Source organism: Flagellimonas aequoris (assembly GCF_003584165.1).
Lineage (GTDB): Bacteria > Bacteroidota > Bacteroidia > Flavobacteriales > Flavobacteriaceae > Flagellimonas > Flagellimonas aequoris.
In genome coordinates, this window is sequence record NZ_QXFJ01000015.1 from 74,067 (window position 1) to 94,606 (window position 20,540).

The window sequence follows — 20,540 nt, forward strand, 5'->3', positions numbered from 1 at the left end:
ATTGTGTGAAATTTATGACAGGAGTCATTTTTTCAGTAATCCAGCCCTTTCCAATAACGCATCAATGTTGGGCTCGGCTCCACGAAAGCGTTTGTAAAGCTCCATGGGATTTTCAGTGCCACCTTTGGAGAGTACATATTCCCGGAACTTATTTGCGATTTCCCTACTAAAAATGCCGTTTTCCTTAAAATAGGCAAAAGCATCTGCATCCAATACTTCGGCCCATTTGTAGCTGTAGTATCCGGATGAATAACCACCCTGGAAAATATGGGAAAATGAGGTACTCATGCAGGTTTCAGGAGTTTCGGGAAACAAGTTGGTGCTTTTGAATGCTTCGGTCTCGTATGCTTTCACATCCTTGATGTTAGAGGGGTCCTTTCCATGCCATGCCATGTCCAAAAAGCCAAAACTCAATTGGCGAACGGTTGCCAACCCTTCTTGGAAGTTGGCTGATTCCTTAATTTTTCCCACCAATTCCATGGGGATCAATTCTCCGGTTTCATAATGAAAGGCAAAAAGTTCCAAAGCCTCTTTTTCATAACACCAGTTCTCCATCACCTGACTGGGTAATTCCACAAAATCCCAATACACCGAAGTACCTGAAAGACTAGGATAGGTGGTATTGGCCAACATGCCGTGAAGCCCGTGCCCAAACTCATGGAAAAGGGTGGTTACCTCATTAAACGTTAGCAGGGAAGGCTTGGTGCTGGTGGAACGGGTAAAATTGCACACGTTGGAGATGTGTGGACGACTGTTCTTTCCGTCTAGAGTGAATTGTGGTTTGAAGGATGTCATCCAAGCGCCATCGCGCTTGCCGGGTCTTGGGTGAAAATCGGCGTAAAAGAGCGAAATAAAGTTGTTGGCATCATCGTACACTTCATAGGTTTTCACTTCCGGATGATATTTTTCCACATTGGTGACTTCCTTGAACCGAAGGCCGAACAGTTTCTCGGCGACCAGGAACACCCCGTTGATCACATTTTCCAACTTAAAATAGGGTTTCAGTTTCTCATCATCCAGGTTGAAAAGCTTCTGCTTTAATTTTTCCGAATAAAAGGCACTGTCCCATTTTTCCAAACGATCTATGCCATCCAATTCTTTGGCATAGTTTTCCAACTCTGTATATTCTCTTTCGGCGGCGGGTTTTGCCTTGATCAAGAGTTCGTTGAGGAATTCCAAGACTTTTGCAGGGGTTTCGGCCATGCGTTCTTCTAATACAAAATCGGCATGTGTGGGATACCCCAACAAGTTGGCACGTTCAAACCGAAGGTTCACAATTTTCAGCACATTTTGCTGGTTGTCCAATTCATCGTTGTGGAAGCCCTTGCTGCCGAAAGCGATGGACAGTTTTTTACGCAATTCCCTGTTTTCGGCATACTTCATAAAAGGAATATAGCTCGGGTACTCCAGGGTAATCAGCCAACCTTTTTTCCCTTTGGACTCGGCCAACTGGGCAGCGGCCTCCACGGTACCTTCGGGAAGTCCTTTTACATCCTCCTCATCCGTGATCAGGAGTTCATATTTATTGGTCTCGGCAAGTACATTCTCACCGAACTTCAATTTTAATTTGGAAAGTTCCGCGTCGATTTCACGAAGCCGTTTTTTGTCCGTTTCGTTCAAATTGGCCCCGTTGCGACTAAAACTTTTGTATTTCTTGTCCAAAAGGGTGTACTGTTCCGGTGTCAGTTCCAAGCTGTCCCTTTGTTCATAAACGGTTTTGATGCGTTCAAAAAGGCCTTGGTTCAAGGTGATGTCGTTACTGAATTCTGATAATAATGGGGAAACTTCCTGAGCGATTTTTTGGATTTCTTCATTGGTCTCTGCAGAATTCAGATTGAAAAAAATGCTTGAGATACGGTCCAATTGCTGTCCTGCAAAATCAAGTGCCTCCAAGGTATTTTTAAAAGTTGGAGGTTCTGGATTGTCCACGATTTCGTCAATTTCTTTTCTGGCATCATCCATGGCCTGAAGAAAAGCAGGTTTAAAATGTTCGTTTTTTATTTTTGAAAAGGGAGCTTGTTCAAAAGGCTCCAACAATGGATTGTTCATAGCTTTTTTTCTGATTTTTTTTGTTTTAATCGAGTTACCGTAACATCGGATACCAAAAAGGCAAAGCCAATGATCGATGATAACACGGCCATGGTCGCAGGCGCATAGATCCTGACTTTGGAGCCATAGGTTCTTTTGTTCATGGCATCCATGGCTTCTTCGGAGTATTCGTTTAGATCTACAAATCCGTTACCGTTCAGGTCATATTTACTGGCATATTCAGCAATAAATTGCCAATGGATTTCAATATAGATCAACAATGCGGCATATAAGGTGAAGACCAAAAGAGCAGTGCGCCATAAGCTTTTTAAATAGGGATTGTTCACTTTTTTCCATGTAATCCCAACAAAGGCAATAACAATTATCGCCAACAATATGCCCATTTGATTATAGCTCATGACAAGCTTTAAGATTTTTTCCTGACCTCTTCCGCTCCTTTGATCACTTTTTCTTTCAGTGATTCCTTGTAGGCTTCAATCTTGGCCAAAACCTTGGCATCTGTACTACCAATGATTTGAGCAGCCAAAATCCCAGCGTTTTTGGCTCCGTTCAGAGCCACGGTGGCTACAGGTACTCCGCCAGGCATTTGTAGAATGGAAAGGACAGAGTCCCACCCGTCAATGGAATTGCTGCTCTTCACAGGCACCCCAATAACCGGTAAGGGTGATAATGATGCCACCATGCCGGGAAGGTGTGCGGCACCCCCGGCACCTGCAATGATCACGGAGTAACCTTTTTTATGGGCGTTTTTACTGAAATCGAACAATTTCTCAGGGGTACGGTGTGCAGAAACAATGTCCACCTCCACAGCAATCCCAAATTCCTTCAACATATCCACAGCGTCCTGCATAACGGGAAGGTCACTGGTGCTTCCCATGATCACGGCTACTTTGCTCATATTATTCACTTATCACTTTAATCGTTTCCTTTACTTTTTGTGCCACTTCGCGGGCGTGTGCCATATCTTCATCCACAATGGTCACGTGGCCCATTTTTCGGAAAGGTCTGGTCTGTCTTTTGCCATAGATATGCGGTGTAACACCCTCCATTTCCAAGATCTGTTCCATGTTTTGGTACACCACATCACCGGTATGACCTTCGGCTCCTACCAAATTCACCATAACACCGGCCACCTTGCTTTCGGTCTTACCCAAAGGTAAACCCAAAATGGCGCGGATATGTTGCTCAAACTGGTTGGTATAACTGGCCTCAATACTGTAATGTCCACTGTTGTGTGGCCTTGGGGCCACTTCGTTCACCAAAATTTGGTCTTCCTTGGTCTGAAACATTTCCACGGCCAAAAGGCCAATATGTTTCATGTGTTCAGAAACTTTTAAGGCTATGTCCCTGGCTTTTTCCGCCACCTTGGGGTCGATTCTTGCGGGGCAGATCACATATTCCACTTGGTTGGCTTCAGGATGGAATTCCATCTCCACCACGGGATAGGTAACCACCTCACCTTTGGTGTTCCTGGCCACGATCACCGCCAATTCGTTCTTAAAATCGATCATGCGTTCCGCAATGCATTCCACATTGGGCAGTCCCTGAAGGTCTTCTATTTTACGCACCACTTTTACACCTTGGCCATCATATCCAAATTGCGCGCTCTTCCAAACAAAAGGCAATTGTAAACCACCATTGTGTATGCTGTCCTCAATTTCTGAGGTATAGGCAAATCGTGTAAAGGGTGCTGTGGGAATTTCGTGGTCGGTATAGAACAATTTCTGCGTGGCCTTGTTCTGTATCGTTCTAAGCGTTTTGGTGGGCGGATATACTTTTTTCCCCTCATGTTCCAATTTCTCCAAGGCATCGATGTTCACATTTTCGATTTCGATGGTGAGCACGTCCACATCCTGTCCAAATTGGTATACCGCATCAAAGTCCATCAAGCTGCCTTGTACGAATTCGTTACAGGCAATTTTGCAGGGGGCATCTGCGGATGCATCCATTACTTTGGTGTAAATGTCCCATTTTCGGGTTTCGTAGAGCATCATCTTGCCCAGTTGTCCACCTCCTAAGATTCCCAGTTTAAAGTCGGATGAAAAAAATTGCATTGATCGGCGAATTGGAATGAAAGCAAAAATACATGAAATCCATGAAGGTATGAAAGAACTGGGATCATACCACCTTTAAAAATGCTATCTTTGCCAACCTGACCATAACGAGAATACAGTGATCAAGCTTCACGATAAAGTTTTTAAACCCTATTTGAAGGAAGAGGAGATTCTCCGCGCCATAGAAAAAATGGCAGTGGAAATTGCCAAGGATTATAAAGATGAGGTTCCCTTGTTTGTGGGGGTGCTCAACGGTGCCTTTATGTTCGTTTCCGATTTTTTGAAGGCTTACCAGCATCCGTGCGAAGTTTCCTTTGTGCGATTGAGTTCCTACCAAGGTCTTACCTCAACAGGAATTGTGGAAACCTTATTGGACGTTCCCGAGGAATTGGAGGGAAAGAGCGTGATCATTTTGGAGGATGTGGTGGATACCGGTCGTACGTTGAAGCATCTGGTGCATCTGTTCTCCAATACCAATGTGAAAGAATTCAAGATAGCGGCCCTGTTCTATAAATCTGAAGTGTACAATGGCGAGTATCCGATAGATTATATAGGATTGGATATCCCCGATCATTTTATCGTGGGCTATGGACTGGACTACAACGAGTTGGGCAGGAACCTGAGGGAAGTTTACCAATTAAATCAAGCTAATATGATCAACCTAGTGCTTTTCGGCAAGCCAGGTGCCGGAAAAGGTACCCAGGCCGGGTTTTTAAAAGAAAAGTATAATTTGAAACACATCTCAACAGGGGATGTTTTTCGCTATAACATCAAAAACGGGACAGATTTGGGCAAGTTGGCCAAATCGTACATAGACCGTGGGGATTTGGTTCCCGATACGGTGACCATAGACATGTTGAAGGACGAGGTGGAGAAAAACCCTGATGCCGCAGGCTTCATTTTTGACGGGTTCCCTCGCACCGCGGCCCAGGCCGAAGCATTGGACAATTTTTTGGAATCCAAGGACATGAAGGTAGATGCCACCATTGCTTTGGAAGCCGAAGATGATATTTTGGTGGCCCGTTTGTTGGAACGCGGTAAGGTAAGTGGTCGTTCCGATGATCAGGACGAAAGCAAGATCCGCAACCGTTTTGACGAGTACAATGAAAAAACGGCCCCGCTCAAAGCCTATTATGAAAAACAGGGCAAGTTCCATTCCGTGAACGGTATTGGGGAAATCGACGAGATCACCATGCGGTTGAGCCAAGTGATTGAATCATTGGTTTGATCCGAACTTCTTACGGCCGAATAGGCCTTTCGCTTTAAAACTAAAACCGACAAGATGACCGAAGGCAATTTTGTGGATTATGTGAAGGTACACATCTCTTCCGGTAACGGGGGTAAGGGCTCTGCGCACCTGCACCGCGAAAAATATGTGGCCAAGGGAGGTCCCGATGGAGGTGATGGCGGCCGTGGCGGGCATGTGATTGTTCGAGGCAACAAAAACCTTTGGACCTTATATCACTTTAAGTTCCAAAAACATTTTAAAGCGGGCCATGGAGAACATGGGGGCAAGAGCCGTAGCACCGGCGCCGATGGTACCGATGTGTATATGGAAGTGCCCTTGGGTACCGTGGTACGCGATACCGAAACCAACAAGATCCTTTTTGAAATTACCGAGGACCAGGAAGAAAAAATCATTCTTGAAGGAGGCATGGGTGGTCGTGGTAACTGGCATTTTAGAACCGCTACCAACCAGACCCCTCGTTATGCACAACCGGGTATTCCTGGTCAAGATACCCAAGTCACTTTGGAGCTAAAGGTGTTGGCCGATGTGGGACTTGTAGGGTTCCCGAATGCTGGTAAATCTACCTTGCTTGCTGCTATGACCTCAGCAAAACCCAAAATTGCCGATTATGAGTTCACGACCCTAAAACCGAATCTGGGCATTGTGGAATACCGCGATTTCAAGAGTTTTGTAATGGCCGATATCCCCGGAATCATTGAAGGTGCAGCTGAAGGAAAAGGGTTGGGACATTATTTCCTGCGCCATATCGAACGGAATGCCACACTGCTGTTTTTAATCCCAGCGGATAGTAAGGATATCAGTCAGGAGTACAATATTCTCTTGGGGGAATTGGAACGGTACAATCCCGAGTTATTGGACAAGAACCGATTGGTGGCTATATCCAAATGTGATATGTTGGATGCCGAACTTATAGAAGAAATGAACGAGGACATGAAGGAAGATTTTAAGGATGTTCCGTATCTATTTATCTCATCTGTAAGTGGTTTGGGTGTCCAAGAACTCAAGGATAGGCTTTGGACACTGTTGAACGAATAAACACTTTTCTTTCCTTATCCAATCATTTTATTGACTAATTTTAAGGGAATCAGATCTACCACTTATGCGTTTTGTTTTTTCCTTGGTATTGGTTTTCCTAGCACTGTCCTGTACAACCGTCAGGGTCAATTATGACTATGATAAGGATATAGACTTTTCTAGTTATGCTACCTATAACTATTATTCCGATATGCAGACCGGTCTCAGTCAATTGGACGAGAAACGCTTGGTCCGTATTTTGGACTCCACACTCAAGACCAGGGGATATCGATTGACCGAGGAGCCCGATTTTTTCATCAATATTTTGAGCAGTGAATTCCAAAGTACCCCGAACAGTTCGGTTGGCGTTGGTATTGGAGGTGGCGGACGGAATGTTGGTGGTGGTATATCCGTTGGACTGCCTGTGGGGAACCCTGGAATACAACGGAGCATACAGTTCGATTTTGTGGATGCCCAAAGGGATGCATTGTTCTGGCAGGCCACCGCCCAGAGCGGCTACAGGGAGAATGCTTCGCCCAGTGTTAGGGAAAGCAATTTAAGGGCTTTGGTGAAAAAGGTATTTTCCAAGTTTCCTCCAAAAGCTAAATAGCAAAGATTCAGCTACATATCTGCAAATATTCATCATTTTTCAGCTTTTACCGTTCAGGTGATCCTATTTACCACTGGTCATAATTCCGGTTTAAGGACAATCGACTTGTTTTACTTTAGCCGAACAATCACAAATCAAAAAGCCATGATCGTACTTGCAAAATTGATTATCGCCGTATTAGTAAGCATTCTACTGTAATCAAGCAGGCTATCTGTAAAACAAAAAGTCATGAAAAAACTTAGAACATCACAAATTGTAGTCATCGCCATTGGTATCATAGGCGGTCTCATAGGTATCTTCGGAAAGTTTGATGGATGGGAATACATGGAATATTTTCCATTTTTCTACTCAGGAATGACCATGATCTGGATCGCATTTTTACCGAACAAGGGATGTTGTTGCAATCTTTTCAAAAGAAAGACTACCCAAAAATCTTAATTTCTCGATTTTGATGATTTACCAACTTTCAACGATACAAAGGGTATATTTGGGAAAATGACCATTCATGTATGGAATTGAGTAAGGGGAGAAGGAACAAAATATTTTGGGCGTTGCAGCTTTTAGGGTGGGGCTTCATCAACTCATTGGCAGCTTTCATTCCCAAGAACATTAGTATTGAACTCACCACCTTTTCGGTGGTTGCAGGGATGTTTATCGGCATCTTTTCCACATCCTTGCTTCGATTTTATCTTAAAAGAAACATCAATTTTGAATCCTTTGGCATCAAGGAATTGATCAAAATAGTGGTGTCTTTTATCCTTACTTCGGTATTATATGGGGTCCTGAACCTCTTCTTTGGTTATCTGTACCTTAAACTCGGACCTGCCCTCACGGAATCCGAACTACACCTTTTTAAGGGGTATGATAATTTTTGGATACAGGTGGTCAATTCGGTCTTTTTGGTCGGGGCATGGACCGTTACCTATTTGGTGATCAAATTGTTGTTGAAACTCAATCAGGATAGGATCGAGCGCTTGGAACTCAATACCAATTTAAAACAGGCCCAATTGAATACGTTGAAAGGGCAGATCAATCCCCATTTCATGTTCAATAGCCTGAATAACATTCGTGGGTTAATGTTGGAGGATGTAAATCGATCTAGGGAAATGCTCACGAAACTTTCTGAAATCTTAAGATATTCCCTGACCAAGAACAATGTCAATGATATTCCGGTTCGGGAAGAATTGGAGGTGGTTGACAATTATATCGACCTGTCCAAGATTCAATTTGAAGACCGCTTGGAATTTATCAAAAGGGTGGATCCGGACACGTTGGATTTGAAAATTCCACCTATGGTGATCCAATTGTTGATTGAAAATGCGGCAAAGCATGGTATTGCTAATCTAAAGAATGGGGGAAGGATTGTATTGACCATTCAACGGATGGATGATGAGCTGTTGATAGAGGTCAGGAACACGGGTAAGTTGAATATTTCCAAGGATTCCACGCAATTAGGATTGCAAAACATCAAACAGCGCTTAAAATTGTTGTATGCGGAGAAGGCATCCTTTACCTTGGAGGAGGTTTCCAGTGAGGTGGTGGCCAAAATCATAATTCCCATGTCATGAAGATCAGAGCGGTTATAGTGGAAGATTCCCGTTTGGCAAGAAATGAGTTGAAAGAACTCATTAAACTGCATGACGACCTTGACCTTATCGGTGAGGCGGAAAATGTGGACGATGGTGTGGAACTGATCCAATCGGAAAGACCCGATCTTTTGTTTTTGGACATCAATATGCCCGAAAAAGATGGATTTGAGCTATTGGAAATGTTGGATGAGGTGCCCATTACCGTTTTTACCACTGCCTATGATGAATACGCCATAAAGTCGTTTGAATACAATGCCCTCGATTATCTTTTGAAGCCCGTTAGTGAAAAACGCTTCGGTCTTGCGTTGGAAAAGGTAAGGGCCCAAATGGAATCACGGAACAACCAATCCAAGGCAAAAAAACTGACCGAAGGTAGCCAGATTTTCATCAAGGACGGGGAATCGTGCTGGCTGGTAAAGGTAGGAGACATTGCTTTGTTCGAGATTGTCGGGAATTACACCAGGGTCTATTTTTCCGACGAAAAACCGCTATTATACAAATCGCTAAATCAAATCGAGGAAAAACTTCCGGAGGAATCTTTTTTTAGGGCCAATAGGCAACAAATTGTGAACACGAATTTTGTGGAGGGTGTAGTTCCTTGGTTCAATGGTAAATTAAAATTGACATTGACCAATGGGGAGGAGGTTGAGGTTTCCCGAAGACAATCCTATATTTTTAAAGATCGTATGAGTTTATAAAAAAGGCCTTCTTAAGAAGGCCTTTTTCAATATTATCATGCACGCAGGATATCCTTGTACCGATCTTTGTAGCCTACAAGGACTACAATGTTCAAGATCAAAAGGGCCAGGGCGGGACCGATAGTTTCTGGTGCCATGGTAATATGAAAGAGCACGGCGCAGACCGATACGCTCATCAAGATCAAGGCCATAAGAGCCCCATATTTGTTAAGAATAAAGGCAATTCCCGAAACAACTTCCACCAATCCTACCAATAGTAAGGTTTTGGAAGAGGTAAGTGCTGTAAAATAGGTCATCAAACCTTCTGGCATTTCTTCCGGAGCAGGGAGAAAGGGGTAAAGCTTGTTCGCCCCAAAAACGATGACAAAAAGCCCCAAAAGGATACGGGCAACCAAAAAAACTTTTGAATTCATAGGTGATTGTTTTGTGGATTAGATACTAAATGTACCTAAAAATCAAACATATGATAATTGTTTTTGGGGTGTATTTTGTTGAAAATGAAACACTTTTAGAGTGATTTCAATAATCCGCCATCAATGGGAATGTTCGTCCCGGTGATAAATGCAGCTTGATTCGAGGCCAAAAAGGCCGCCAAATAACCATATTCTTCTGGTTTTCCAATACGTTTCATGGGGACCTGTTCTTCCATATTGGAACGAACCTCATCTGTGGAGATTCCGAGTTTTTCCGCTTTTTTGGAATTGAGTTGAGCAATACGGTCCGTATCAAAATATCCGGTGAGCGTACTGTTCACTGTGATACCATCCTTGGCCACATCGTAGGCCAAACTCTTTGCCCAAGTGACTACTGCGGCCCGAATGGAATTGGATAATGCCAGATAGTTCAGAGGTTCTTTAACAGAGATGGAGGCCACATTGATGATACGTCCCCAATGTTGTTGTTGCATGTGGGGAAGGGCCAGTTGAGTAGTAAATACAACGGATTTGAATAGGAGATCGAAAGCTTCTTGGTAATCGTCCACATTTTTTTCCAGGGCACCACCTGCTTGTGGACCTTGGGTGTTGTTCACCAAAATGTCCACGGTATTGTTTTTAAAATAGCGGGTCAGAGTGGTTTTGAAACCTTCAAAATCTGAAAAATCAATCACCAGATATTGATGTAGTTGACCTAGGTCGGTGTCCAATTCCGAAACAATGGCTTTCATCCGCGCTTCGTTCCTTGCCATAAGGGTCACGCTGGCGCCACTGGCCGCCAATTGTCGGGCAATGGCCTCCCCGATTCCCTTACTGCTGCCACCTACAAGCGCTTTTTTGCCTTTTAATGAAATGTTCATCTTATTTGTATTCAGATCTTACAGGGCTGAAAATATCCATCAATTTGCAAACAGTGATGGCTTTGCCACTGTGTGGCGTGTTGGATGGAATGATAACGACGTCCCCTGGTCCATAAGTTTTTGTTATCCCATCCAGGGTAAATTCAAAAGTGCCATCCACCACGTGCATGATCTGTTCGTTCACATGATGGTGCTCGGGCACCATGGCACCAAGTTCCACATCCCAAAACACCCAGCTCATTTGCTCGCCATGGACCAATTTTCCATGATAGCCGGGCATGATTTCCTTTGATTCGATTTCCGATAGGTTCATTGTTCTCAATTTTACCACCAAGATAAAAATTAATAGGGGTTTCTTTGTTTGTATTGGGTTGGGCAATGGCTATTTTTGAACAATAAATGGATTTGATGCACATACATTTTATAGCCATAGGAGGAAGCGCCATGCACAACTTGGCTCTTTCACTCCAAAAAAAAGGCCATACGATTACGGGGAGTGATGATGTAATTTATGAACCATCCAAAAGAAGGTTGGAGGCCAAAGGGTTGTTGCCGAAGGAATTTGGTTGGTTCCCTGAAAAAATACACGAAGGTTTGGATGCCGTGATCTTGGGAATGCATGCCAAGGCTGATAATCCGGAGTTGCTCAAAGCCCAGGAATTGGGTCTTAAAATGTATTCCTACCCTGAGTTTCTGTATGAACAATCCAAATATAAAACCCGTGTCGTGATTGCAGGAAGTCATGGGAAAACCACCATAACTTCCATGATCCTTCATGTGCTCCAGTATCATGATAGGGATGTGGACTACATGGTAGGGGCCCAATTGGAGGGATATACGGACATGGTCCATCTCACAGATGAAAATGATTTTATGGTTTTGGAAGGTGACGAATACCTATCCTCGGCCATTGATCGTAGGCCCAAGTTTCATCTGTATCGACCAAATATTGCGTTGTTGAGTGGTATTGCCTGGGATCATATCAACGTATTCCCAACGTTTGAAAACTATGTGGAGCAGTTCCGTATTTTTGTGGACAGCATAGTGAAAGGAGGAAGCATCACCTATTGTGAGGCCGATCCCGAAGTAAAAAAAATGGTCGAGGCTACTGAAAACCCCATACGAAAGTTTCCGTACTCGGCACCGGCCTACCGAGTGGAAGATGGTGTGACCCTGCTCGAAACTGAGGAAGGAGAAATGCCCTTGGAAATTTTTGGGGAACACAATTTGACCAATCTTGCCGGGGCCAAATGGATCTGCCAACAAATGGGTGTGGACGAGGAGGATTTTTATGAGGCCATTTCCACGTTTAAAGGGGCATCCAAAAGATTACAGAAAATTGCTGAAGGAAAAAATAGTGTCGCGTACAAGGATTTTGCCCATGCACCCAGTAAAGTAAAGGCAACAGTGAATGCCGTAAAAGAACAATACCCAAACCGAAACCTGTTGGCCTGTTTGGAATTGCATACTTATAGCAGTTTAAATCCGGAATTTTTAGTGCAATACCGCAATGCATTGGATCAGGCAGACCAAGCTGTTGTATATTACTCGTTGGATGCCTTAAAAATTAAGGGAATGACCGAAGTCTCCCCACAACAAATTTTGGAGGCTTTTGGCAGACCAGACATTGAAGTTTTTACTGATGTCAAGGACTTTCAGGACTTTGTATATGGACTGCAATTTGAAAATTCAGCCCTGTTGCTAATGAGTTCAGGGAATTATGGGGGCCTTGATTTTGAAAAATTAGCTGCGAAATTTTAAAGATTTAAACCCCGAATTGCCGCAAATGATGATCTAGATGTTTGTATTGCATCTGGCCCCATTGCTGTGGGGTGAAAGGTCCAAAAACAGGATGTGGGTCCCATTCGGTTTTGTCTTTTTCTTGGTGAAAGTCGTTGATCAAGGCCAACAATTTCCCTTTTTCCGTAGCAAAATCTTTTTCCTCGGTCACTTTTAATCCTTTGGCCGTTGGAAGGTTGTGTCGCCAAGGCTTATCGTTGTAAAGGCTTTTTCTGAATAATTTTCCCATGAGTTTCAATATAAGATTGGGTTTGTTGTTGGGATTGGTCCTGCCCAACCCGATCTTAAGTGGAAAATGACAGTGGTGCAACATTTGTCCCACTTTCATTTTGCCCCATAAGCCTTCCGAATCGGCGGTCAAATGTTCGATTCGAGATAGAATTTCGGCATGGGCCCCTGCGTCGAAAAGTGATTTCATGTTGAAGGGTTTATCCTGAAAAATACATAAAATTATTCTCCTATCTTTAGACCATGCAAGAAAAACTAGCTTCCTTTTCCATAAAAAATTGGGCAGACGATGACCGACCTAGGGAAAAATTGGTGCAGAAGGGCAGTTCCGTTTTGTCCGATGCGGAATTGATTGCCATTTTGATCGGTTCGGGAAGTAGAAATGAGAGTGCCGTAGAACTTGCCAAGCGCATTTTGGCATCCGTGGACCACAACCTCAACGAACTGGGGAAACTTTCCGTGAACCAATTGATGCGATTTAAGGGTATTGGTGAGGCCAAAGCGGTGACCATTGCCGCGGCACTGGAGGTTGGAAGAAGGAGAAGGGCGGAGGATACCAAAAAAATCACCAAGATAACCGGTAGCAACGATGTTTTTGAATTGTTGTACCCCATGATCGGGGAACTACAGCATGAAGAATTCTGGATTATTTACCTGAACAATTCCAACAAAGTGGTGCACAAGGCGCAATTGAGCAAAGGTGGCATTACCGGAACTTTGGTGGATGTAAGATTGGTGTTAAGGCAGGCCTTGGAATTGGGTGCAGTGGGTATCATTTTAGCGCATAACCATCCTTCAGGTACCCTAAAACCAAGTGCGGCGGACAAACAGATTACCCAAAAATTAAAAACGGCCTCCGAGGCTTTGGATATAAAAGTGCTTGACCATTTGATCATAGCACAACACGATTATTATAGTTTTGCGGACAAAGGAATATTATAGCGATATGCTGCTGATATTTACCCATAAGGTCACCAATAGGCTTACGTATACGGCCAAACAAATCTTTGAAAGAATCTTGGGCGTGGATATATCCTTTACCACAAAGGTGGAGGATTTCATCAAGCACAATGGCCCCAAGATGACCTATTCCAAGCAACCTTTGCAGAATGAGTTCTTTATTCGGAGCAATGATCTGTTGTTCGAACAGGGTATCAATGATTTGGAGATCAAGGTTTCTGATTGGGATGGGGTTCCCTGTTTTTTTGCCAGCGGCGAGAAAAGCACCGTACCCTATGATGTTTTTTCGGCCAGTTTTTTTCTTTTAAGTCGTTATGAGGAATATTTACCCCATGTGAAGGACAGTGTAGGTAGGTTTCCGGTAAAGGAAAGTCTCGCTTATCAACATAAATTTTTGGAGCTTCCGGTTGTGGATCTATGGGCATACAGGCTTTTGGATGCGCTTAAAGAACGTTTTCCCAATCTGGAATACAAGGAAAAATCATATGGCTTTACCTCCATCATCAATGTGACCACCTCCCACGCATACAAAATGCGTGGTCTGGCTCGTACACTTGGTGGATTATTTTTGGATTTGGGCAATTTTAAGTTCAGATACGTATGGGAACGTATTTCGGTATTGTTGGGACTCAGGAGAGATCCTTACGATAATTTTTATGAACTGGTGGAGATACACAAAAAATTCCCCATTAAAACTATGTTCTTTTTTCAGTTTGCCAAACATTCGGCACACGATAAGAACGTTTCCCCGAACAACAACAAGTTCCGCTATCTCATCAAATCCATCGCCGATTATAGTATCGTTTCCCTGAGTACATCCTTTCTTTCCTCAACGAACAAGAATGTGCTCAAGGAAGAAAAGAAACAGTTGGCTAATCTTATCCATAGGCCCATCAACTACTCCAGGTTGAGGTACAACAGGGTAAATGTGCCAGCCGCATACCGAAATTTGGTAGAAACCGAGTTTACCGACGATTTTTCCATGGGATACACACATGAAATCGGTTTTAGGGCCGGGACCTGTACACCGTTCCATTTTTACGACATCAATATGGAAGTAAGGCAACCCTTGAAGGTGCACCCTTTTGCCCTGCATGATTATGCCTTGGTGAACTACAAGAAAAAGGACGAGGTCTATGAGAAAATGGATAGGGTTTATCGCATGGTGAAACAGGTAAAAGGGGATTTTGTCATGGTTTTTTCCAATGAACTTTTGGGTAGTAAGCACCGACTGGATTGGATGGAACTGTATCAATCTTTTATAAAGCGCTATTATGTCTGAGTACAGGGTTACGGACATCTTTTTTGATCTTGACCACACTCTTTGGGATTTCGAAAAAAACTCGGCCCTTACTTTTGCCAAAATATTGGCCGAGAACAGGGTGGCAGTGGACCTGAATGGTTTTTTGGAGATTTATTCACCTATCAACTTTCAAATGTGGGCCTTGTACCGTGAGAATGGCATAACCAAATCTGAACTTCGCTACCAAAGGTTGAAACAGACTTTTGATGCATTGGATACTCCCGTTTCCGATGAGATGATCCATGTGTTGGCCCATGAGTATATAGAGAGGTTATCTTCCTTTACGCACCTGTTGCCCAATGCCATTGAAATTTTGGAATATCTCTCTCCAAAATACAAACTTCACATTATCACCAACGGGTTTCAAGAGGTACAGGAAAGGAAAATGAAAGGCAGCAGTATCCATCACTATTTCGACAAGGTCATCAATTCTGAAATGGCCGGTGTAAAGAAGCCACATCCCCGCATCTTTGAACTGGCATTGGGTATGGCACAGGTGGACCCCAAGAACACCTTGATGATCGGGGATGATCTAGAGGCAGACATTCAAGGGGCAAAGGCCATGGGGATGCAGGCAATCCATTATAATTCCCACAATGTGGCAAGCCATGAGGTTTGCAGAATGATTAACGATCTCATTGAAATAAAAAGCATTTTATAGAGTTATACTAAGAGCGGTAAACCCCGTTCTGGACACTGGAAAATGTTTTTGGCTATGAAAAGATCATTTTATCTGCTCCTTTGCTTTGCTGTGGTGTTGATGCTTTCCCAATCTTGCACAGAACAGCAGGATTTCGGTCAATTTGAAGACCTTAGCATTACACCGACCTTGGCAACCGGACTTTTTTATATGGAATCCGATGAGGCGACCATCAATGATGCTGGTACCTTTGGCACATTCTATGCCCAAACAGTCAATTTTGATGCCTTTAATGAAGAGTTTGTGGCAGACCACCTAATTGAAGGGACCATCACTTACGAGATTGTGAATACCACAAGCAAACAGTTGCGCATTACCATCGAGTATTTGGATGAGGCGGGCAATACCTTGGATGGCGAATTGTTCAATGTGGATGCTGATCCTTCCGGATTGATGACTTGGGAAGTGGCGTATGGACCAGGGGGCAAAAGCTTGGACATTTTGGCGAATACCTCGAGCCTTAGACTTACGGCGACCAATCTTAGCGATGCCACCAGTGTTTCGTCACAACCTGAACCCAAAGTGAAATTTAAGTCTGCAGCAGAGTTTTTATTTAGGTTGAAATGAGGTTACGGTCCTATTTAGTGTTTTCTGTCCTTTTGGCAAGTTTTATGATTTCCGCGCAAAACAAGGAATTGCTTTATGACTTTTATGAAATTCCTCAGGCCCTTATGGTCAATCCCGGGGTAAAAGCTTCTGAAAAATGGCATGTGGGTATCCCGGTCATTTCAGGACTGTCCTTTCAAGGAGCCACCAGTGGGGTTACGGTAAACGATTTGTTTGCCAATGATGGAATCGATTTCACGACAAAGGTGCAGGAGCGCGTGTTGGATGTCATGACCCACAAGGACGATTTCAGTACAACCAGCCAAATTGAAGGTTTTACCATAGGTTTCAGGGGAAGGAACAGACCGGATGACTACTATTCTTTCGGGATGTACGGAGAAACCGATGTCATTGTCTATTGGCCCAAGGATTTGGCCATCCTGGCCTTTGAAGGTAATGGAGGCAACAATATTGGGAGGAGCTTTGATCTAGGCGACTTGAAGCTACGGGGCGAAATGATCAACGTGTACCATTTCGGAATCAATAGAAAAATGAGCAATACCCTTACCGTTGGCGCAAGGGCCAAGCTGTACTCCAGTATTTTTCAGTTTCAATCCATTAAAAATTCTGGGTCTTTCAGGACAACGGAAGGGCAGGACAATATTTATGTTACCTCCATCGCTGCGGATATGCAATTGCAAACTGCCGGGGTAAAGGGCTTTTACGATATTGTGGAAGAAGATACGGGTACCACAAGAAAGGATGTTACAAGTTTGTTCACCAAGCGTGTATTATTGGGAGGCAACCTAGGTTTGGGATTCGATGCGGGGTTCAGTTATCAGTTAACACCACAAACCACCATTACAGGTAGTGTATTGGACATCGGATTCATATATAATAGCAAGGATGTTTGGAACTATACATTCAACGGAAGCACGAGTACAGAAGGGATTTCAGTCTATTTGCCGGAGGATATCGATAATCTGGACAATGATCTTTGGCAAGAACTCATAGATGATATTGATCAGGCCTTGCCCCATGGAGAAAACACTTCTTCCTATATTTCCTTTAGACCGGTAAAGGCATATGGATCCATTCGTTATGACTTTGGTGAAGGGAGCAACAGTGCGTTTGACAATTGCGGATGTGGAGTAAATGCAGGTGGTGGAAGCAACCAAGATTTTTATAGGAACAGTGTAGGAGGACAATTGTTCATGATGAAAAGACCTCGGGGCGTTCAGGCGGCCCTGACAGGGTTTTATCAAAAAAAGTTCGGAAGGGGATTGTCCCTTAAAACAACCTATACCATAGACAAGTATTCCTTTACCAATGTGGGATTGGGACTGAACCTTCAGGCTGGACCCGTAAATTTTTATGTGTTGGGTGACAATCTCTTGAGCTATGCCAATGTGGCGGACAGTCATTATGCATCTTTACAGTTTGGATTTAATATCATATCTTGGAACGGTAATTGATTTATCTTCCATATGAAGTCGAAACTTGTATATATTATTTTGTTTGTCTTTGGGTTGAATTTCTCAGGCTATGGGCAGTTGAATGATTATAAATATATTATTGTTCCTAAAAAATTTGCGGCCTTCAAGGGTGAAAACAGGTATCAGACCAGCACACTGGTCAAATATTATTTCACACAGAACGGTTTTAATACCATTTATGATGATGAACTGCCATTGGACTTAGCAACCAATAGATGTTTGGGACTTGTGGCTGACCTTTTGGATAATTCCTCCATGTTTTCTACAAACGTAATCATCACACTAAAGGATTGCAAGAATACCGAGGTGTACCGAACCTTTGAGGGAAAAAGTAAGACGAAGGACTATGCGGATGCGTATAAGGAGGCCATTCAAGATGCCTTTACTTCCTTTGCAGGAATGGGCTATACTTATGAACCAAAGGAAACTGAAACCCCTAAAAAACCAGTTGTTGTAAGTTTTAAGGATGATGTGAAAACCGTTGATGATAAGGTGGAGGAAAGAGTCGTTGAGCAAAAGGCAACTACTGAGGAGCAGGTATATAAAAGTGTTGAGCCGAAACCTTCCAATTTTACAAAGGCAAACCAAACCGAAGGAGGGGAGCCCATATCATCCGATCTATTATATGCCCAGCCTATTGCTACAGGGTATCAATTGGTGGACAGTACGCCCAAGGTTGTCCTTAAACTTGAGGAAACCTCCATGGAAAATGTTTTTCTTACCACCTACCAAGGTAACTATGCCGTGGTATTTAGCAAGGATGGCAAATGGATATTGGAGTATTTGGAAAACGGAGACAAACAACAAAAGGAACTCAATATCAAATTCTAATACCCGTATTTGTCCTTCCATCGGGATTTTAAAAAATCTTTCATGGTTTTTTCCCTGGGGTTGTTCCCCGGGCGGTAAAAGGTGGTGCCCGAAATTTCATCGGGCAAAAACTCCATTTCGGCAAAATTGTTTTCATGGTCATGCGCATAGGCATATCCTTGCCCATAACCAATATCCTTCATGAGCTTTGTGGGTGCATTTCTAATGGCCAAGGGAACTGATAGATCCCCGGTTTGTCTAACGGTTTGTTGTGCCTCATTGATGGCAATATAGCTTGCGTTGCTTTTGGCAGAGCTGGCCAAATATGTCGCACACTGACTTAGAATGATCCGGGCCTCGGGGTGTCCTATGGTATTCACGGCTTGGAAAGTCGTATTGGCCATCACTAGGGCCGTGGGATTGGCATTGCCAATATCTTCGGATGCCAATATGACCATCCTTCGTGCTATAAATTTAACGTCCTCGCCCCCTTCGATCATTCGAGCGAGCCAATACACGGCCGCGTTGGGATCACTGCCCCGGATGGACTTGATGAAAGCGGAAATGATATCATAATGCTGTTCTCCTGTTTTATCATATAAAACGGTATTCTTTTGAACCTTGCCCAGGACCATGTCATTGGTGATGGTCATAGGACCTTCGGGTTCTGAGTTTACGATAAGTTCGAAAATGTTCAACAATTTTCGGCCATCCCCTCCCGAGAGCCTCAGCAAGGCCTCGGTTTCCTTTAATTCTATTTTTTTGGACTTTAGAATGCTATCGGTCTTCATGGCCCTTTCCAAAAGGGCAATAAGGTCCTCCTTTCCAAAAGGGTTTAGGATGTACACCTGACATCGGGAAAGAAGTGCCGGTATTACCTCAAAACTAGGGTTTTCCGTTGTGGCCCCGATCAAGGTTACCCAACCTTTTTCCACGGCACCCAAGAGCGAATCTTGTTGTGATTTGCTAAAACGATGGATCTCGTCAATAAAAAGAATTGGATTTTTGGAAGTGAAGAGTCCGCCACTCTGTTTGGCCTTTTCGATGACTTCCCGAACGTCCTTTACGCCACTACTGATGGCACTGAGGGTATAAAAGGGTCTTTGGCTTTCCGTGGCGATAATGTTGGCCAAGGTGGTTTTGCCGGTGCCAGGGGGTCCCCAAAAAATCAAAGAGGGAATCACGCCATTCTTGATTTGGGTGGTCAAAGCGCCATGTTCACCTACCAAATGTTGTTGACTGATGTAATCTGCAAGGGTTTTGGGCCGTATACGTTCTGCCAAAGGTTCGTTCATAGGATAAAAATAAGACAATTTTAGAGGTGTTCGGCTTGGTTACTAGGAGGAGATCTTAACCAAATCTGACAATTTGTGTAAATTGGATATCGTGGTAAGCTATTTGAGTCCATTGGAAACATGAAGTCATCCGAACCTTTTAAAATACCGCTAAGTGTTGTATTGGCGCCTATGGTTGCCGTCCTCTGTATTTGGACGGTGTTTTGGGTAGAGGTCGGCTTTGGGGTCAATTTTAACGACTATGGCATATTTCCAAGAAAATTATGGGGATTGAGGGGAGTGGTGCTCAGTCCTTTTATCCATGGATCGGTGGAGCACTTATACAACAATACCATACCTCTGGCCATTTTGTTGGCCTTCCTATTTTATTTTTACCAAAAGGTAGCTTTAAGAGTCCTTTTTTTTGGGGTGATATTGTCTGGAATCCTAACATGGGCCATTGCCCGCCCTTCATATCACATAGGTGCGAGTGGTGTTATTTATGTTTTGGCAAGTTTCATTTTTTTCAAAGGGATTTTGGCCAAGTATTACAGACTGGTTGCCCTTTCGTTGGTGGTTGTCTTCATCTACGGTAGCATGGTATGGTATATATTTCCGGTAAAAGAGGATATCTCTTGGGAGGGACATCTTGCTGGTTTCGTAACGGGATTGTTGTTGGCATTCATCATACAGGCAGAAGTGCCGGAGCTACGAAAATATGAATGGGAAAAAGAGGATTTTAATGAAGATGACGACCCGTTCCTAAAACACTTTGATGAGCATGGTAATTTTATTGAAAACAAGGAGGAACCAGAACCTGGTATACAAATAAAATATCACTATCGGGAGTCCAAAAAAGATTGATG

General features: G+C 43.5%; 23 protein-coding genes. 14 read left to right on the forward strand and 9 right to left on the reverse strand.

All coding sequences use genetic code 11. The features are described 5' to 3' along the window. Positions 1-24: 24 nt before the first annotated feature. The 4 genes from D2U88_RS05920 to D2U88_RS05935 are packed head-to-tail and all read right to left on the reverse strand — an operon-like array spanning position 25 to position 4,103. Positions 25-2,049: a M3 family metallopeptidase gene (locus D2U88_RS05920; RefSeq protein ID WP_119639379.1), complete on the reverse strand. Its 2,025-nt coding sequence runs from the start codon at positions 2,047-2,049 to the stop codon at positions 25-27. After that, positions 2,046-2,447, reverse strand: coding sequence for a hypothetical protein (locus D2U88_RS05925; RefSeq protein ID WP_147378540.1), 402 nt, complete (start codon positions 2,445-2,447; stop codon positions 2,046-2,048). Before D2U88_RS05925 ends, D2U88_RS05920 begins: the two co-directional genes overlap by 4 nt. A gap of 8 nt (positions 2,448-2,455) precedes the next feature. Then, complete coding sequence (purE, locus tag D2U88_RS05930; protein WP_119639381.1) at positions 2,456-2,947, reverse strand: 5-(carboxyamino)imidazole ribonucleotide mutase; 492 nt, start codon at positions 2,945-2,947, stop codon at positions 2,456-2,458. A 1-nt stretch (position 2,948) separates the two neighbouring features. Then, the gene (locus D2U88_RS05935; RefSeq protein WP_119639382.1) at positions 2,949-4,103 is read right to left on the reverse strand and encodes a 5-(carboxyamino)imidazole ribonucleotide synthase; all 1,155 of its coding nucleotides are present in this window, start codon (positions 4,101-4,103) and stop codon (positions 2,949-2,951) included. A 118-nt stretch (positions 4,104-4,221) separates the two neighbouring features. On the opposite strand from D2U88_RS05935, the gene D2U88_RS05940 reads away from it, so the two are divergent. The 6 genes from D2U88_RS05940 to D2U88_RS05960 all read left to right on the forward strand — a co-directional run bounded on the left by D2U88_RS05940 (position 4,222) and on the right by D2U88_RS05960 (position 9,263). Then, positions 4,222-5,331 carry an adenylate kinase gene (locus tag D2U88_RS05940; protein WP_119639383.1) on the forward strand — a complete coding sequence of 370 codons (1,110 nt, stop codon included), beginning with the start codon at positions 4,222-4,224 and terminating at the stop codon, positions 5,329-5,331. Between the two features lie 54 nt (positions 5,332-5,385). Continuing rightward, positions 5,386-6,387: a GTPase ObgE gene (obgE, locus tag D2U88_RS05945; protein ID WP_119639384.1), complete on the forward strand. Its 1,002-nt coding sequence runs from the start codon at positions 5,386-5,388 to the stop codon at positions 6,385-6,387. Positions 6,388-6,451: 64 nt separating this feature from the next. Next, positions 6,452-6,976 carry a DUF4136 domain-containing protein gene (locus tag D2U88_RS05950; RefSeq protein WP_119639385.1) on the forward strand — a complete coding sequence of 175 codons (525 nt, stop codon included), beginning with the start codon at positions 6,452-6,454 and terminating at the stop codon, positions 6,974-6,976. A gap of 228 nt (positions 6,977-7,204) precedes the next feature. Further along, entirely contained in the window at positions 7,205-7,414 is a 210-nt protein-coding gene (locus D2U88_RS19395) for a hypothetical protein (protein ID WP_147378541.1), read from the forward strand. A gap of 71 nt (positions 7,415-7,485) precedes the next feature. Then, positions 7,486-8,544, forward strand: coding sequence for a sensor histidine kinase (locus D2U88_RS05955; RefSeq protein WP_119639386.1), 1,059 nt, complete (start codon positions 7,486-7,488; stop codon positions 8,542-8,544). Continuing rightward, complete coding sequence (locus tag D2U88_RS05960; protein WP_119639387.1) at positions 8,541-9,263, forward strand: LytR/AlgR family response regulator transcription factor; 723 nt, start codon at positions 8,541-8,543, stop codon at positions 9,261-9,263. Before D2U88_RS05955 ends, D2U88_RS05960 begins: the two co-directional genes overlap by 4 nt. A 35-nt stretch (positions 9,264-9,298) precedes the next feature. Here the strand turns inward: D2U88_RS05960 and D2U88_RS05965 are convergent, their stop codons facing one another. The 3 genes from D2U88_RS05965 to D2U88_RS05975 all read right to left on the reverse strand — a co-directional run bounded on the left by D2U88_RS05965 (position 9,299) and on the right by D2U88_RS05975 (position 10,870). Further along, positions 9,299-9,676, reverse strand: coding sequence for a DoxX family membrane protein (locus D2U88_RS05965; protein ID WP_119639388.1), 378 nt, complete (start codon positions 9,674-9,676; stop codon positions 9,299-9,301). Positions 9,677-9,771: 95 nt separating this feature from the next. After that, positions 9,772-10,557 carry an SDR family oxidoreductase gene (locus tag D2U88_RS05970; protein WP_119639389.1) on the reverse strand — a complete coding sequence of 262 codons (786 nt, stop codon included), beginning with the start codon at positions 10,555-10,557 and terminating at the stop codon, positions 9,772-9,774. Between the two features lies 1 nt (position 10,558). Then, positions 10,559-10,870: a cupin domain-containing protein gene (locus D2U88_RS05975; RefSeq protein ID WP_119639390.1), complete on the reverse strand. Its 312-nt coding sequence runs from the start codon at positions 10,868-10,870 to the stop codon at positions 10,559-10,561. Between the two features lie 95 nt (positions 10,871-10,965). On the opposite strand from D2U88_RS05975, the gene D2U88_RS05980 reads away from it, so the two are divergent. Continuing rightward, complete coding sequence (locus D2U88_RS05980; RefSeq protein WP_119639652.1) at positions 10,966-12,318, forward strand: UDP-N-acetylmuramate--L-alanine ligase; 1,353 nt, start codon at positions 10,966-10,968, stop codon at positions 12,316-12,318. A gap of 4 nt (positions 12,319-12,322) precedes the next feature. On the opposite strand, the gene D2U88_RS05985 is transcribed toward D2U88_RS05980, so the two are convergent. Continuing rightward, entirely contained in the window at positions 12,323-12,775 is a 453-nt protein-coding gene (locus tag D2U88_RS05985) for a DUF1569 domain-containing protein (protein WP_119639391.1), read from the reverse strand. A 53-nt stretch (positions 12,776-12,828) separates the two neighbouring features. On the opposite strand from D2U88_RS05985, the gene radC reads away from it, so the two are divergent. From radC to D2U88_RS06015, 6 genes are read left to right on the forward strand one after another with little or no spacing between them, the layout of a single operon-like run. Then, positions 12,829-13,527 carry a RadC family protein gene (radC, locus tag D2U88_RS05990; protein WP_119639392.1) on the forward strand — a complete coding sequence of 233 codons (699 nt, stop codon included), beginning with the start codon at positions 12,829-12,831 and terminating at the stop codon, positions 13,525-13,527. Positions 13,528-13,531: 4 nt separating this feature from the next. Then, the gene (locus D2U88_RS05995) at positions 13,532-14,827 is read left to right on the forward strand and encodes a polysaccharide deacetylase family protein (protein WP_119639393.1); all 1,296 of its coding nucleotides are present in this window, start codon (positions 13,532-13,534) and stop codon (positions 14,825-14,827) included. Continuing rightward, positions 14,820-15,509 carry a YjjG family noncanonical pyrimidine nucleotidase gene (locus D2U88_RS06000; protein WP_119639394.1) on the forward strand — a complete coding sequence of 230 codons (690 nt, stop codon included), beginning with the start codon at positions 14,820-14,822 and terminating at the stop codon, positions 15,507-15,509. Before D2U88_RS05995 ends, D2U88_RS06000 begins: the two co-directional genes overlap by 8 nt. A gap of 54 nt (positions 15,510-15,563) precedes the next feature. Next, positions 15,564-16,115, forward strand: a complete 552-nt coding sequence (locus tag D2U88_RS06005; protein WP_119639395.1) for a hypothetical protein — start codon at positions 15,564-15,566, stop codon at positions 16,113-16,115. Next, positions 16,112-17,569 carry a DUF5723 family protein gene (locus D2U88_RS06010; protein WP_119639396.1) on the forward strand — a complete coding sequence of 486 codons (1,458 nt, stop codon included), beginning with the start codon at positions 16,112-16,114 and terminating at the stop codon, positions 17,567-17,569. The genes D2U88_RS06005 and D2U88_RS06010 overlap by 4 nt, the downstream gene beginning before the upstream one ends. Before the next feature lie 12 nt (positions 17,570-17,581). After that, the gene (locus D2U88_RS06015; protein WP_119639397.1) at positions 17,582-18,421 is read left to right on the forward strand and encodes a hypothetical protein; all 840 of its coding nucleotides are present in this window, start codon (positions 17,582-17,584) and stop codon (positions 18,419-18,421) included. On the opposite strand, the gene D2U88_RS06020 is transcribed toward D2U88_RS06015, so the two are convergent. Further along, positions 18,418-19,695: a replication-associated recombination protein A gene (locus tag D2U88_RS06020; protein WP_119639398.1), complete on the reverse strand. Its 1,278-nt coding sequence runs from the start codon at positions 19,693-19,695 to the stop codon at positions 18,418-18,420. The two genes, D2U88_RS06015 and D2U88_RS06020, sit on opposite strands and share 4 nt — an antisense overlap. Before the next feature lie 120 nt (positions 19,696-19,815). Between D2U88_RS06020 and D2U88_RS06025 the strand changes: the two genes are divergently transcribed. Continuing rightward, positions 19,816-20,538 (forward strand): rhomboid family intramembrane serine protease, encoded by a 723-nt coding sequence (locus tag D2U88_RS06025; RefSeq protein WP_119639399.1) that lies wholly within the window; start codon positions 19,816-19,818, stop codon positions 20,536-20,538. Positions 20,539-20,540: the final 2 nt, after the last annotated feature.